13 protein-coding genes are annotated in these 13,140 nt (G+C 72.2%); 6 read left to right on the top strand and 7 right to left on the bottom strand.

Annotation, left to right across the window (positions count from 1 at the left end; all coding sequences use genetic code 11):
* The first annotated feature begins 33 nt into the window (after positions 1–33).
* Positions 34–831 carry a sensor histidine kinase gene (locus tag QRX50_RS39345; RefSeq protein WP_285968145.1) on the top strand — a complete coding sequence of 266 codons (798 nt, stop codon included), beginning with the start codon at positions 34–36 and terminating at the stop codon, positions 829–831.
* Positions 828–1,511, top strand: a complete 684-nt coding sequence (locus tag QRX50_RS39340; protein ID WP_285968144.1) for a response regulator transcription factor — start codon at positions 828–830, stop codon at positions 1,509–1,511. The genes QRX50_RS39345 and QRX50_RS39340 overlap by 4 nt, the downstream gene beginning before the upstream one ends.
* Here the strand turns inward: QRX50_RS39340 and QRX50_RS39335 are convergent.
* From QRX50_RS39335 to QRX50_RS39325, 3 genes are all read right to left on the bottom strand, one after another.
* Positions 1,508–2,404, bottom strand: coding sequence for an LLM class flavin-dependent oxidoreductase (locus QRX50_RS39335; RefSeq protein WP_285968143.1), 897 nt, complete (start codon positions 2,402–2,404; stop codon positions 1,508–1,510). The genes QRX50_RS39340 and QRX50_RS39335 overlap by 4 nt on opposite strands.
* A 91-nt stretch (positions 2,405–2,495) precedes the next feature.
* Complete coding sequence (locus QRX50_RS39330; RefSeq protein WP_285968142.1) at positions 2,496–3,182, bottom strand: GntR family transcriptional regulator; 687 nt, start codon at positions 3,180–3,182, stop codon at positions 2,496–2,498.
* A 91-nt stretch (positions 3,183–3,273) separates the two neighbouring features.
* Positions 3,274–3,774: a VOC family protein gene (locus QRX50_RS39325; RefSeq protein WP_285968141.1), complete on the bottom strand. Its 501-nt coding sequence runs from the start codon at positions 3,772–3,774 to the stop codon at positions 3,274–3,276.
* A 105-nt stretch (positions 3,775–3,879) separates the two neighbouring features.
* Between QRX50_RS39325 and QRX50_RS39320 the strand changes: the two genes are divergently transcribed.
* The 3 genes from QRX50_RS39320 to QRX50_RS39310 all read left to right on the top strand — a co-directional run bounded on the left by QRX50_RS39320 (position 3,880) and on the right by QRX50_RS39310 (position 9,010).
* Positions 3,880–6,042 (top strand): alpha-ketoacid dehydrogenase subunit alpha/beta, encoded by a 2,163-nt coding sequence (locus QRX50_RS39320; protein ID WP_285968140.1) that lies wholly within the window; start codon positions 3,880–3,882, stop codon positions 6,040–6,042.
* 34 nt (positions 6,043–6,076) lie between these two features.
* Complete coding sequence (locus QRX50_RS39315) at positions 6,077–7,375, top strand: dihydrolipoamide acetyltransferase family protein (RefSeq protein ID WP_285968139.1); 1,299 nt, start codon at positions 6,077–6,079, stop codon at positions 7,373–7,375.
* 786 nt (positions 7,376–8,161) lie between these two features.
* Positions 8,162–9,010, top strand: coding sequence for a metallophosphoesterase family protein (locus tag QRX50_RS39310; protein ID WP_285968138.1), 849 nt, complete (start codon positions 8,162–8,164; stop codon positions 9,008–9,010).
* A 60-nt stretch (positions 9,011–9,070) separates the two neighbouring features.
* Here the strand turns inward: QRX50_RS39310 and QRX50_RS39305 are convergent, their stop codons facing one another.
* From QRX50_RS39305 to QRX50_RS39295, 3 genes are all read right to left on the bottom strand, one after another.
* Positions 9,071–9,403: a hypothetical protein gene (locus QRX50_RS39305; RefSeq protein ID WP_285968137.1), complete on the bottom strand. Its 333-nt coding sequence runs from the start codon at positions 9,401–9,403 to the stop codon at positions 9,071–9,073.
* Between the two features lie 116 nt (positions 9,404–9,519).
* Positions 9,520–10,602 (bottom strand): winged helix DNA-binding domain-containing protein, encoded by a 1,083-nt coding sequence (locus QRX50_RS39300; RefSeq protein WP_285968136.1) that lies wholly within the window; start codon positions 10,600–10,602, stop codon positions 9,520–9,522.
* On the bottom strand, positions 10,599–11,135 hold the full coding sequence (locus tag QRX50_RS39295) for a DinB family protein (protein WP_285968135.1): 537 nt from the start codon (positions 11,133–11,135) through the stop codon (positions 10,599–10,601). Before QRX50_RS39295 ends, QRX50_RS39300 begins: the two co-directional genes overlap by 4 nt.
* A 61-nt stretch (positions 11,136–11,196) precedes the next feature.
* Here QRX50_RS39295 and QRX50_RS39290 point away from each other — a divergent pair, with 61 nt between their 5' ends.
* Entirely contained in the window at positions 11,197–12,159 is a 963-nt protein-coding gene (locus tag QRX50_RS39290) for a helix-turn-helix transcriptional regulator (protein WP_285968134.1), read from the top strand.
* Here QRX50_RS39290 and QRX50_RS39285 read toward each other — a convergent pair.
* Positions 12,113–12,967 carry a lysozyme gene (locus QRX50_RS39285; RefSeq protein WP_434533185.1) on the bottom strand — a complete coding sequence of 285 codons (855 nt, stop codon included), beginning with the start codon at positions 12,965–12,967 and terminating at the stop codon, positions 12,113–12,115. The two genes, QRX50_RS39290 and QRX50_RS39285, sit on opposite strands and share 47 nt — an antisense overlap.
* Positions 12,968–13,140 lie beyond the last annotated feature (173 nt).

Below are 13,140 nucleotides of genomic sequence, written 5' to 3'. Positions count from 1 at the left end.
GCGGCGGGCGCGGCGGCCTGGGAGAGTCGGGGTGTGTGGGAACTCGGGGTCGCGGCCGTGGCGTGCCTGGTCGCGGTGGTGCTGGCCGTGCGGCTGGTTCGCGCGCGGCGCGCGGCCGTCCGTGCGCTGGAGGAGCGCGGGTGGCTGCTGGAGCGCGAGCGGGAAAGCGCCGCGCAGCAGGCGGTCGACGCCGAACGCGCGCGGATCGCCCGCGAGCTGCACGACATCGTGAGCCACAACGTGAGCGTGATGCTCGTGCAGGCCGGTGCCGCGCGGCTGGTGGTCGAGACCGAGCCCGCGCAGGCGGCCGAGGCGTTGCGGGAGGTCGAGACCGCCGGGCGCGACACGATGACCGAGCTGCGGAACCTGCTCGGCCTGCTCGCGCCGCCCGCCGACGGCGAGGAGCCGCACGACCTCGCGCCACAGCCCAGCCTCGCGCGGCTGAGCCCGCTCGTCGACCGGATCGCCTTCGCCGGGCTGCCGGTGGAGGTGCGCGTGTCGGGTGAGCCGCGGTCGTTGCCGTCCGGAGTGGACTTGACGGCGTACCGGATCATCCAGGAGGCGCTGACCAACGCGCTCAAGCACGGCGACGGGGGGAAAGCCGAGGTGACGGTGCGCTACACCGACCACTACCTGCGGGTCGAGGTGGTGAACAGCGGGCCGAGCGTGCTCACGGGCGGTTCGGCCGCCGCGTCCTCCTCGCGCGGCGAGGGTCGTGGCCTGCTCGGGTTGCGCGAACGCGTCGCGGCCTTCGGCGGGGACCTCGACGCGCGGCGTCGCCTCGGGGGCGGGTTCCGCGTGCGCGCCCGGATCCCGATGGAGCGCCCGTGACCGCCCCGCGCGTGGTCATCGCCGACGACCAGGGCCTGGTCCGCACGGGCTTCCGCATGATCCTCACGGCCGGCGGCATCGACGTGGTCGGTGAGGCGGCCGACGGGCTGGCGGCGGTGGAGCTGGTGCGGGAACTGCACCCGGACGTCGTGCTCATGGACATCCGCATGCCCGCCATGGACGGCCTCGAAGCCGCGCGTCGCGTCCTGGCCGACGACCCGCGCTGCAAGGTGCTGATGCTGACGACGTTCGACCTCGACAGCTACGTCTACCAAGCCCTCGCCGCCGGCGCGAGCGGCTTCCTGCTCAAGGACGTGACGCCGGAACACCTCGTGGCCGCGGTCCGGCTCGTCGACACCGGCGACGCGCTGCTGGCGCCCTCGATCACCCGCCGGATGGTGGAACGGTTTGCCGCGGCTGCCGCTCCGGCTCCGGCCGCGGCAGTTCCGGTGCCGCACCGCGACCTGTCCGCGCTGACCCCGCGAGAGCTCGAAGTTCTGACGCTGCTGGGCCGGGGCCGGTCCAACACCGAGCTCGCGGCCGACCTCACCCTCAGCGAGGCGACGATCAAGACCCACGTCGCGCGCATCTTCGCGAAGCTGTCCCTGCGCGACCGCGCCCAAGCGGTGGTGCTGGCCTACGAAACCGGCCTGGTGTCACCCGGGGACCCGCCGGCTTAGCCCCTGACCGCCTGCCGGACGGCTGGGACGACGTCTCGCGCGAAGCGCAGCACCTGGTCGATCGTCTGGTGCTCCGGCCAGAAGACGAACGTCGTGAACGGCAGGTCGGTGGCCGAGCGCGTCAGGAACGCGGTCCACTGGGCCGCGTCGCCGCGCACGGGCTCGGCGCCGGTGGTGACCTCAAGGGTGCCGGGCGCGTCGGTGATCGTGCCGACGACCTGGCAGATCCGGCGCACGTCCGACGGCTGCCGGCCGGCGGCGGTCGCGGCCTCGTCCAGGATCGTGTGGGCCGGACCCCACTGCTCGTAAGGCAGGTAGGAGGGGATCGGCGCGGCCCAGCCGTCGGCGATGCGGCCGGTCAGGGCCAGTGCCTTCGGTCCCTGCGCGCCGGTCCACAGCTCGATCGGATGCGCGGGCGCGGGCCCGGGCGTGAGACCGTCCACTGTGTAGTGAACGCCGCGGTGGTGGAGAGGCCGGCGGTCGGCGCGCCAGATCGCCCGCATGAGCTCGAAGGCCTCCTCGAGCGCGGCGTTGGCCTCGGCCCGCGAGCGCCGTTCGACGCCGAGGCGCTCGATGGCGTCCCAGTAGCCGCCCGCGCCGACGGCGAGCTCGAACCGCCCACCGGAGGTGAGGTCGAGCGAGGCGGCGGCCTTGGCGAGCATCGCGGGCGGGCGCAGCGGCAGATTCGTCACGTCGGGGAACACGTGGATGCGGCGGGTGGCGGCCAGCAGGGCGCCCGCGAGCACGAAGGTGTCGAGGAACTCCGGGACGTACGGGTGGTCCTGGATGCCCAGGAACTCCAGTCCGTGCTCGTCGGCGGCCACCGCCAGCTCGCGATGCGCGCCGACGTCGAGCGTCGGCGCGAGCGAGAACCCGAAAGCCAGTCGAGTCATGGCATCCTTTCGATCGAGGTGGTCATCCCGGACCCGCCGTGGTCCGACGACAGGGGCTGCCGTCGGCCTTCGACTCGGCAGGGCCGGGTGTTCAGTGACCGTTGAGCTCGCTTCGGGGCGGGACGGGAACCGCGAACACCTCCGGGTGCTTCACCAGCTCCACCCGCGTCCGGCGGATGTGCAGCTCCAGGATGCGCTCGGCCGACGCGTGGTCGCGCTGGCGCAGCGCCTCGATGAGCAGCCGGTGCTCGGCGCGGATGATCCAGCCGCGGCGTTCGCCGGCCAGGCGCGTGAACGCCCGGCGGTAGTGCTGCGTGGTGTCCCACAGGCGGTTGAGGATGGCCGCGAGGTCGTGGGCGTCGTGGTGGCGGTAGACCGTCCAGTGCAGCTGCCGGTCGAGGACGAGGAACTCCTCGACGTCGTCGGTCCGCTCGATTCGGTCCTCGAGGGCTTCCAGCTCGTCGATGTCCTCATCGGACAGTCGTGGCGCGGATTCGGCCAGCAGCAGTGGTTCCAGCCGTTCGCGCATCTTGTACGACAGCTCGCACTCGCGCACGTCCATGGACGTGACCCACGCGCCGGAGTTGGCGCGCAGGGTCACCAGCCCTCGGGACTCCAGAATGCGCAGTGCTTCGCGCACCGGCAGGCGGCTGGTGCGCAGCTCCTCGGCCAGCTCGTCCTGGATGATGCGCGTGCCCGGGGCGAGGCGGCCGTCGAGGATCCGCTCTCGCAGCTCGTCGGCGACGCGCTGGCTCGCCACGCCCGCGGGTACGGCCACGCCGGTTTCCTCTCGATCGAACGCCTCGCGGCGGTGGTCCCGGACTCCAGCGACCAAGACTCAGCCGGACAAGACCCAGTCGAACAAAGACTCAGTCGAACGCCTTCGGGTTGTGGTCGAAGGCTTTTCCGTTCGGATAGGACACTAGCTCACACTGCAGGCCCCAGGGTGAGAGGAAGTACACCCACCGCTGCCCCTCGCTCGCGCCGCTGCTGGTGGTCGGCTCGCCGAGCACACGCAGGCCGCGGCGGTGCAGGTCGGCGACGGCGGCGTCGAGATCCTCCACGTACAGCGCGATGTGGTGCCCGCCGACGTCGGAGTTGCGCGGCGGTGTCGGGTTCTGCTCGGGTGCCTCGTACTGGAACACCTCGAAGATCGCCTTGCCGCCGAGCCGGTAGAAGTGCAGGCGCCGCATCACCGCCTTGTCGTCGACGCCCAGGTGTTCGCTCATCCAGCTGTCGTCGTGCTCGTACGGCCCGAGCCGGTACAGGTATTCGCAGCCCAGCACCTCCGTGAAGAACTCGTGGGCCTGGTCGAGGTCCGGCACCGTGAGGCCGAAGTGGTCGACGCCCGTCACCCCGGGGATCGGCATGAGTGCACCTCCAATGGATCCATTCGCTTGCTTTTCATGGCTACTTGACGGCATAGTCTCCGTCAAGCCTTTCGCAATGGATCCATTCGAAGATGAGGAGCCCTGATGGCCACTCACGAGTCACTGGTCGCCGGCGCGCCCTGGATCCGCCTGCGCGCCACGCCGGAGGACTGGGACGAAGCCGCGCCCGACCTGCTGCTGAGCCTGCTCGGGCGCGCGCAGTGGATCCGGTCGTTCGAGGAGTACGTGCTGGAGCTCGCGGGCCAGGGCCTCGTACACGGCCCGGCGCACTCGAGCATCGGCCAGGAGGGCGGCGCCGTCGGCTCGATCTCCCCGCTGCGCAGCGATGACTTCGTGAACGGCTCGCACCGCGGCCACCACCAGTTCCTCGCCAAGGCCTTCGGCCACGTCGCCCCGAAGCCCACCGGGCTGCCGGTGATCGACGACGAGGTGCGCACGGTGCTGCGCCGCACGCTCGCCGAGATCTGCGGCCTGGCCGAGGGCTACGGCAGCGGGCGCGGCGGGTCGATGCACCTGCAGTGGCGCGAGGCCGGCGCGATGGGCACCAACGCGATCGTCGGCGGGGGAGTGCCGCAGGCCGCGGGCTTCGCCTGGAACCAGCGCCACGCCGGCACCGACGCCGTCACCGTCACGTACTTCGGCGACGGCGCCGTGAACATCGGCTCGGTGCTGGAGACGTTCAACCTCGCCGCCGCGTGGAAGCTGCCCGTCTGCTTCTTCATCGAGAACAACCAGTACGCGGTGTCCACACCCGTCGGCACCGCCACGGCCGAGCCCCGGCTCTCCGCGCGCGGCCTCGGGTTCCACATCCCGAGCTGGCAGGTGGACGGAATGGATCCGCTCGCCGTGCACCTGGCGATGAGCGAGGCCGTGGCCCACATGCGCGCGGGCAACGGCCCGACCATCGTCGAGGCCGAGGTCTACCGCTACTTCCACCAGAACGGCCCGTACCCCGGCAGCGCCTTCGGCTATCGCACGAAGGAAGAGGAGAAGTCCTGGCGCGACCGCGACCCGATCGACCTGCTGCGCGGCCACGTCGTGCGCCGCGGCCTCGCCGACGACGACCAGCTCAAGGCGTTCGACGAAGAGATCGTCCGGACGCTGCACGAGCTCGGTGACAGCTTCCTCGAAGACGGCCCGGACGGCAAGCGCCGCATCAAGGACTCCGCGTGGCCGGACCCGGCGTTCGTCGACGTCGGTGTGCGCGGTGATCTGTCCGAACTGGACGGCAGCCGCTACGAGGAAGCCGAGTCCTTCAGCGGTGCGCTCAAGGAACGGCGCTTCATCGACGCGGTCAGCGACGTGCTCGCCCGCCGGCTGGAGACCGACGAGCGCGTGGTCGTGCTCGGCGAGGACGTCGACCGGCTCAAGGGCGGCACCAACGGCGCCACCAAGAAGGCCATCGAAACGGCGCCCGAGCGCGTGCTGGGCACGCCGATCAGCGAGAACGCGTTCGCCGGCCTCGCGGGCGGCATGGCCATCGACGGCCGGACCCGTCCGATCGTCGAGTTCATGTACGCCGACTTCATGTGGGTCGCGGCCGACCAGCTGTTCAACCAGGTCGCCAAGGCCCGACACATGTTCGGCGGGACCGGCAGCGTGCCGTTCGTGCTGCGCAGCAAGCTCGCCGCGGGCACCGGCTACGGCTCGCAGCACTCGATGGACCCGGCCGGCGTCCTCACCACCGCGCCCGGGCTGCGAGTCGTGGCCCCGTCGAACCCGTTCGACTACGTGGGCCTGCTGAACACCGCGCTGGCCTGCGACGACCCGGTCGTGGTGCTGGAGCACGTGGACCTCTACGCCACCACGGGCACCGCGCCGGTCGACGATTTCGACTACCGGCTGCCCGTCGGCAGGGCCGCGGTGCGCCGCACCGGCGACGACCTCACCGTGATCAGCTACCTGTCCATGGTCGGGCACTGCCTTGAGGCCCTCGACGAGACCGGCGTCAGCGCCGACCTGATCGACCTGCGCTGGCTCGACCGCGCGAGCCTCGACTGGGACACGATCGAACGCAGCGTCCGCAAGACCAACCGGGTGCTGATCGTCGAGCAGGGCGCCATCGGCACCTCCTACGGCGGCCGGCTCGCCGACGAGATCCAGCGCCGCCTGTTCGACTGGCTCGACGCGCCGATCGAGCGCGTCACCGGCGGCGAGGCGTCGCCCAGCATCAGCAAGGTCCTCGAACGCGCGGCGATCGCGCGGACCGAGGAAGTGACCGCGGCGCTGCGGCGCCTGTCCGACTGAGCGCAACTGCGACTGGCAGCGAGGAGTTCCAACGATGGCAACGCTGTTGCGGGTGCCCGAAGTCGCCACGGGGTCGACCGAGGCCGTGCTGAGCGAGTGGCTGGTGCCCGAGAACGAGGCGTTCGACGCCGGCACGGCACTGGCCGTGCTGGAGACGGACAAGGCGGCCGTGGAGGTCGAGGCCGAGGACGGCGCGACCGTGCTGCGGCAGCTGGTGGACCGCGGGACGACGGTGGAGGTCGGCACGCCGATCGCCGTGCTGGGCGCCGTGGGCGAGGACGTGAGCGGGCTGCTGGCGGAGCTGGGTGCCTCGGTTTCGGCTTCGGCTTCGCAGAACGGCTCGGCCCAGCCCGAGTCGGCCCCATCTGAGCCGGCGCCGCCTGAACCGGCGCCGGCCGCGTCGAACGGGTCCCGTGAGCGGATTTTCGCGAGCCCCCTGGCGCGCAAGATGCTGAAGGAAGCCGGGATCGGGCTCGAGGCGGTGGCCGGGACCGGGCCGAACGGGCGGATCGTGCGCAAGGACGTGGAGGCCGCGATCGCGCGAGCGGACCGGCCGGCGCCGGTAGCGGCACAGCTTGAAGCGACGTCGGAACCGGCACGCGAAAAGCCCGTGGCCGAACCTGCTCCCGTCCGCCGTGAACCGGCGGCAGGCGCGTCGGTCACCGAGATCCCGCACACCCGGATCCGCCGCGCCATCGCGAGCCGGCTGACGATGAGCAAGCAGACCGTGCCGCACTTCTCCGTGCGGCGCACCGCGCGGATCGACGCGCTGCTGGCTCTGCGCAAGCAGCTCAACGAGGTGTCGCCGGCGCGGATCTCGGTCAACGACCTGATCATCCGGGCCGTGGCCGTCGCGCACACCGAGGTGCCCGACGCCAACGTCATCTGGACCGAGGACGCGCTGCGCAAGTACGACTCGGTCGACGTCGGTGTCGCCATCGCGTCCGGACGGGGCCTGGTCACACCGGTCGTGCGCGGGGTCGAGAAGCTGGCGCCGAGCGCGATTTCGGACCAGGTCAAGGGGTTCGCGACCCAGGCCGACGAGGGCAAGCTCAAGCAGCAGGACCTCGAAGGCGGCTCGATCGCGGTGAGCAACCTCGGCATGTACGGCTTGGACGAGTTCACCGCCATCATCAACCCGCCACAGTCGTCGATCCTCGCGGTGGGCGCCGGGAAACCCGGTGCCGTGGTGGTGGACGGCGAGCTGACCGTGGCGACGCAGCTGGCGCTCACGCTGGCGGTCGACCACCGCGCGATCGACGGGGCGCTGGCGGCTTCGTGGCTGGGCGTGCTGGTCGACGCGCTCGAGCAGCCGCTGCGGCTCGTCGCCTGACCCGGCCCGGTTCCGCCCGCCCCACGTTCCGGCGGGCGGAACCGGACCCGGTCGATCACTCCGGATGCGGCCGACTTCCGAGTGTCGACACTTGGGCTTCTCCGGAGTGCGGTGTTCCGTTCAACGAGCGGCTTTGGCTTGCAGCGCATGCCTGCTTGCGATTTCACCCGCCGAGACCTGTTGCGCTGGACCGCGTACGCCGCCGCTGCGGCGGGTTCGACGACGTTGCTCGACCCCGCCCGCGCGCTGGCCGCGACCGACTCCCGCGGCTCGGGCCCGGTGACGCCCGTCAACCTCGAACTCGTGACGCTCGCCGAAGACCGGGCCGTGATCACGTGGTACACCGGCCGCGCCGGCACCGACGACGGGCTCGGCCGCATGGTCCCGGCCGACTCCGACGGCGAAGTCCGCTACGGCACCAACCCCATCGCCTCAACCGAGTCGCGCACGACATCACCGGCCACACCCCGTACCACTACGTCGAGCTCAACGACCTCGAGCCGGGCCAGACGTACTACTACCAGGCCCGCTCCAACGGCAAGCTCGCCGCGCCCACCGCGTTCACGCTCGTCGCCGGCAACGCCGTGGGCACCACGGACCGCGGCCTCGGCACGACGGGACCGTTCGAGTTCAAAACGCCGCAGCCGCCCGAGGGCAGCCACCTGTTCTCGGTCGTGCTGTGCAACGACCTACACATGGGCGAGACACAGGCCGGGCTCGTCGGCGGGCAGCCGCAGTACATCGGGATCTCGCAGGTGCCCGGGCTGCCGCCGTACCCCCGAGGTGATGCTGGAATCGCTGGTGCAGGACGTGAAGCGCTTCGACCCGCGCTACCTGCTCGCCGCCCGCGACATCTCCGCCGAGGCCGTGCCGACCGACCTCAGCCGCGCCGGGCACCTGCTCTCGCGTTTCGGCCGCTACCAGGAGGACTACTTCGTCACGCGCGGCAACCACGACCGCGCGCACATCGGCGACGCGTACTCGACCTGCCGCGTCGGGCAGTGGCAGGGCAACGACTGCTTCCACGACGCGTACTTCCCGCACACCGAGCGCACGTACTTCTCGCGCGACCTGTCCGGCCTGCACGTGATCGGCCTCGACACCTACGACAAGGTCGGCAACGGCGGCGACGCCGGCGGCCTGTCGCCCGAGCAGCTCGACTGGTTCCGCACCGACCTGCGCAAGCATCGTGACCAGCCGACGCTCGTGTTCGGCCACCACCCGCTCGTGATGCAGGACTCGGCCTTCCCGATCACCGCGAGCAGCTCCGTCGACGCCGGCCAGGCCGCGCAGATCCTCGACTGGTACTCGCAGACGCCGGGTGTGTTCCTGCACCACGCGGGCCACACCCACCGCAACCACCGCACGATCAGCCCGACGGTGCCGCGCGTGACACTGCAGGAAGTGGCCGCTGCCAAGGAATACCCGGGTGGGTTCTCCATCCTGCGCCTGCACACCCACGGCTACGCGCTGAACTTCTCCAAGTCCCGCAGCGCGCTCGCCCGCCAGTGGAGCGAGCGCAGCCGCCAGGAGATCATGGGCTACTGGCCGCAGTTCGCCTTCGGCAACACCGTGGGCGACCGCAACACCGTCGTCAAGCGCGACCTGACCGGCCTGAAGCGGCCGCACCACTGATGCGGACCGGTGCCACTGCCCGGGTTTCCGGCGGTGGCACCGTCCTGTGTGGATTATCCGTTAGTGCCGGCCGTGGTCGTCGCCGGGTTCGACGTGGTTGTGGTGCGTTTCCGGGTGGGTGGTGGAGGTCGGCGGAGCGCAGGTGGTCGGCCGCGTTGCCCGGCCATCGATCGCCTGCGTCCGGGCATCCCGATCGTCGCCCGGCTCGGTCCCCGTGCCCCCGCGCCGATCACCGGGCACCGCGGTCGTCGTGGTCCGGTCCCCGGGATGCGGAGTGTCCTCAGTGGACACGAACGCGGCCGGCCTCGGCGCGGGGTCCGGCGACCCCGCGGTCGCCCCGCCCCACACGACCGCCGTCACGATCCCGGCGGCCGCCACCGTCGCCCCGGCCACCCCGATGACGCGGCGCCGGTCCGCTGCGTGCTGTTCTGCGGTGAGTTCGTCACGCCCTCGTCGTCACGCGGGCCCGGGGCCGGTCACGATCGTCCGGTGGTCCTAGCCCCGCGGAGTCAGCTCTCGACCCGGATGCCGCGGTGCTCCCCGTCGGACAAGAACAACGCCACCGCCTCACCTTCTTCGCAGACCGCCCCACGCTCCGCCCGCGCGAGCCGTCGCAGTGGCGACACCACCACCGTGCCCGCCTCGAGTGTCCACGTCGCCGTGACGCGGCCGTCGGCGAGGAGGACGCGGGAGCCCGCGACGGAGAGGTGACGGTGGGCGTCGTCGACGATGCGGGTGCGGTCGGCGTAGCCGAGGAGGGCGTTGTCGAAGGCGGGGAGGTAGCGGACGGGCGCCGGGGTGTCCTGGTCGGGGCGCGGGGCGTCGGGCAGGTCCAGCAGTTCGCGGCCGCGCTCGTCGCGGAAGGACACCAGTTCGTCGCGCACCGAGGCGACGGCGGCAGGCAGCCCGGCGAGGCCGGACCACGCGCGCAGGTCGGCGGTGGCGGCGGGGCCGTAGGCGGCGAGGTAGCGGCGGACCAGCTCGGCGCCCACGACGACGTCCGGGGGAGCCGGGACGTCGAGGCCCAGCCAGGCGGACAGCGGCAGGTATCGCACGCCCGCCTTCTCGCGCCACATCCCGCGCGGTGGCAGCTGCACCACGGGCACGAGCGCGGCGACCAGCATCTCGCCCAGCGCACGCGGACCCGGCGCCGGCCAGCGGTCCGCGACCGCCCGGGCGAGCTCGGGCATGGATCGCGGTTCGCCGTCGGCCAGGACGGCGCGGCCCGCCGCGGCGAGCTCGGTGAGGTCGACGCCGTCGAGCTCACGCCGGTAGACGCCGAGCACACGCTGGCGCAGCATCGCGTCGTGGCGGGTGCGCCAGGCCAGGGCGTCGTCGGCGGTGACGAGGTGCACGGTGCGGCGCATGAGATGGGTCCGGACCACCTGCCGCCCGACGAGAAGCTCCGACAGTTCCGCCGGCTCGAACGCCCGCAACCGCGACCACAGGCCCGTGAACGGTTCCTGCGGTTCCTGCGCCTGCAGCCCGCACAGGTGCGCGACGGCGTCGAGCGCGGGCAGGTCGGTGCGCTCCAGCAGCAGCTGGCGGGCGAGCGTCGCGCGGTTGAGCGCGCGGCTGTCCAGCACGGTCACGACGCCTCGAGCGTCTCGCGCAGCAGGTCGGCGTGGCCCGCGTGCTGCGCGGTCTCGACGATCACGTGCAGCAGGACCCCGCGCACGCTGCGCTCGGCTCCGGCCTCGTGCCACGGCGCCTCCGGCAGCGGGTGCGCCGTCGCCAGGTCGGGCACGGCGGCGACGATCTCCTCGGTCCGCGCCGCGACCTCGTCGTAGCGCTTCAGGATCGCCGCGAGCGTGTCACCGGGTTGCATGGCGAACTCGGCCTGGTGCTCGATCGCCCACTTCGGGTACTCGCGCGCGGTCCCGGCCGCGAAATCGGCCCAAGTCACGCCCTCGGGCAGCTCGTAGCTCATCGCCGACGCGCCTTCGACGGCGAAGCGCAACCACTGCTCTTCCATCGACGCGACGTGCTTGACCAGCCCGCCGAGGCACAGCTCGCTGACGGTGGGGCGCTCGCCGAGCTGCTCGTCGGTGAGGTCGCGGACGCTCGCCTTCAGTGTCTCCCGGGCGTGGGCCAGCTGGGCGAGGAGTTCGGTCTTCTCGGTCATGCCGCCATCGTGACAGGGGTAGCGGACAGGATGTGGCCGCATCGTCGGCCAGGATGAAACCGTGCCGAAGACTTCCGCCCGCCTCCTGGCGTTGCTCTCGCTGCTGCAGGCGCGCCGCGACTGGCCGGGCGCGGCGCTGGCCGAGCGGCTCGCCATCAGCCCGCGCACCGTCCGCCGCGACGTCGATCGCCTGCGGGAGCTGGGATATCCGATCGTCGCGACCAAGGGACCCGATGGCGGTTACCGCCTCGACGCCGGCGCGCAGCTGCCGCCGCTGCTGTTCGACGACGAGCAGGCCGTCGCGCTCGCCGTCGCCCTGCGGCTCGCGACCACCGCCGGCGCGGGCATCGAGGAAGCGGCCGCGCGGGCGTTGACGACCGTGCGCCAGGTCATGCCCGCCCGGCTGCGCCACCGGATCGACAGCGTCCGCGTGACCGCGCTGGCCCGGCCGGGGCCGCAGGTCGGCAGCGACGTGCTCGCCGCGCTGGGCGCCGCCGTCCACGCGAGTGAGGTGCTGCGCTTCGACTACCCGCCGGGCCCCGCGCCGCGGCGCGTCGAACCGCACCACCTCGTCGCCCGCGGCGGCCTCTGGTACCTCGTGGCCTGGGACCTCGATCGCGAGGACTGGCGCGTCTTCCGCGCCGATCGGCTCACGCCGCGCACGCCGACCGGCCCGCGGTTCACCCCACGCGAACTGCCCGGCGGCAGCGTCGCCGCCTTCGTGACCAGCCGGTTCCAAGGCTCGGGCAGCGGCTGGCCCTGCCGCGGCTCGGTGCTCCTCCACCTGCCCGCCGCCGCGGTGTCGCGCTACGCCGGGGACGCCGTCGTCGAGGAGGCCGGCCCGGACCGGTGCCGTCTGGAGCTGGGCTCGTGGTCGTGGGTTTCGCTGGCCGCCGCGTTCGGGCGGTTCGACGCGGACCTGGAGGTCGTCGGCCCGCCCGAGCTGGCGGAGGCGTTCGCCGTGCTGGCGCGCCGGTTTACGCAGCGGCGGACGGCCCGCTCGCCAGCGCCTGAACCCGGTTGAACGGCCCGTTGTAGTAGTTCTGGTCGCCCGGCAGGCCGCCGGTGCGCGAGAACTGCCAGATGCTCTGCTTGTCCCAGCCCGCCGGCAGCTCGCCGATCTGCGGGGCGTAGCGCGCGAGCCACAGCGGATCCGTGTCGCCGAAGCGGTTCGTGTTGCCGGTGCAGCGTTTCCACCACGTGGTGGAGGTGTAGATCAGTGCGCTGCGGCCTTCTTTCGCGAGGTAGGTGCGGGTGAAGTCGGCGATCCAGTTGGTCATGTCGGCCGGGCTCTTGCCGTAACAGGCGTCGCCGTACGGGTTGTACTCGATGTCGAGCGCGCCGGGCAGCGTTTTGCCGTCCCCGCGCCAGGCGCCGCCGTGCGCGATGAAGTACTCCGCCTGCTCCGCACCGCCGGACACGTCGGGCCGCGCGAAGTGGTAGGCGCCGCGGATGATCCCGGCGGCGTGCGCGCCGTCGTACTGCCCGCCGAACTGCGGGTTGACGAACCCGGTGCCCTCCGTCGCCTTGACGTAGGCGAACCGCGCGCCCGACCCGCTCGCGGCCGTCCAGTCGACGGCGCCCGTGTGCCCGCTCACGTCGTGGCCGAGCGTCTGGTCGACGTCGGCCCGGGCCAGGTCAGGGCCCCCGTGCACCCCTTCGTGCGCCGCGATCTGCGCGCCCGCGTACGTGTCCCCGGCGAGCGAGTAGTCGGCTGCCGGAGCAGCCGAGGCGGGCGCCGTCAGCAGTCCTCCCGGCACCAGCATCCCGGCGACGATCAGCAAAGACCGCCGCCACCGGCCGCCACGGTCGTTTCCCGGCACTGTTCGCATTCCGGCTCCGATCCTGTCATGGGCAGGTCCGGTGATCATCGTGCCTCCGGAGTGGACACCTCGCGAGCCTTCTGTCACTCGATCGTGGAATGCTCCACTGTGGACAGACGAGCGGACCGGCAAAGTAGCACCACGTCACAGCGGCTAGCGCGGTGGATGATCACCGGCGGATT

Origin of the sequence: Amycolatopsis sp. 2-15, from assembly GCF_030285625.1 — a bacterium.
Classification (GTDB): domain Bacteria; phylum Actinomycetota; class Actinomycetes; order Mycobacteriales; family Pseudonocardiaceae; genus Amycolatopsis; species Amycolatopsis carbonis.
This window is presented reverse-complemented; position numbering and strand designations above follow the sequence as displayed.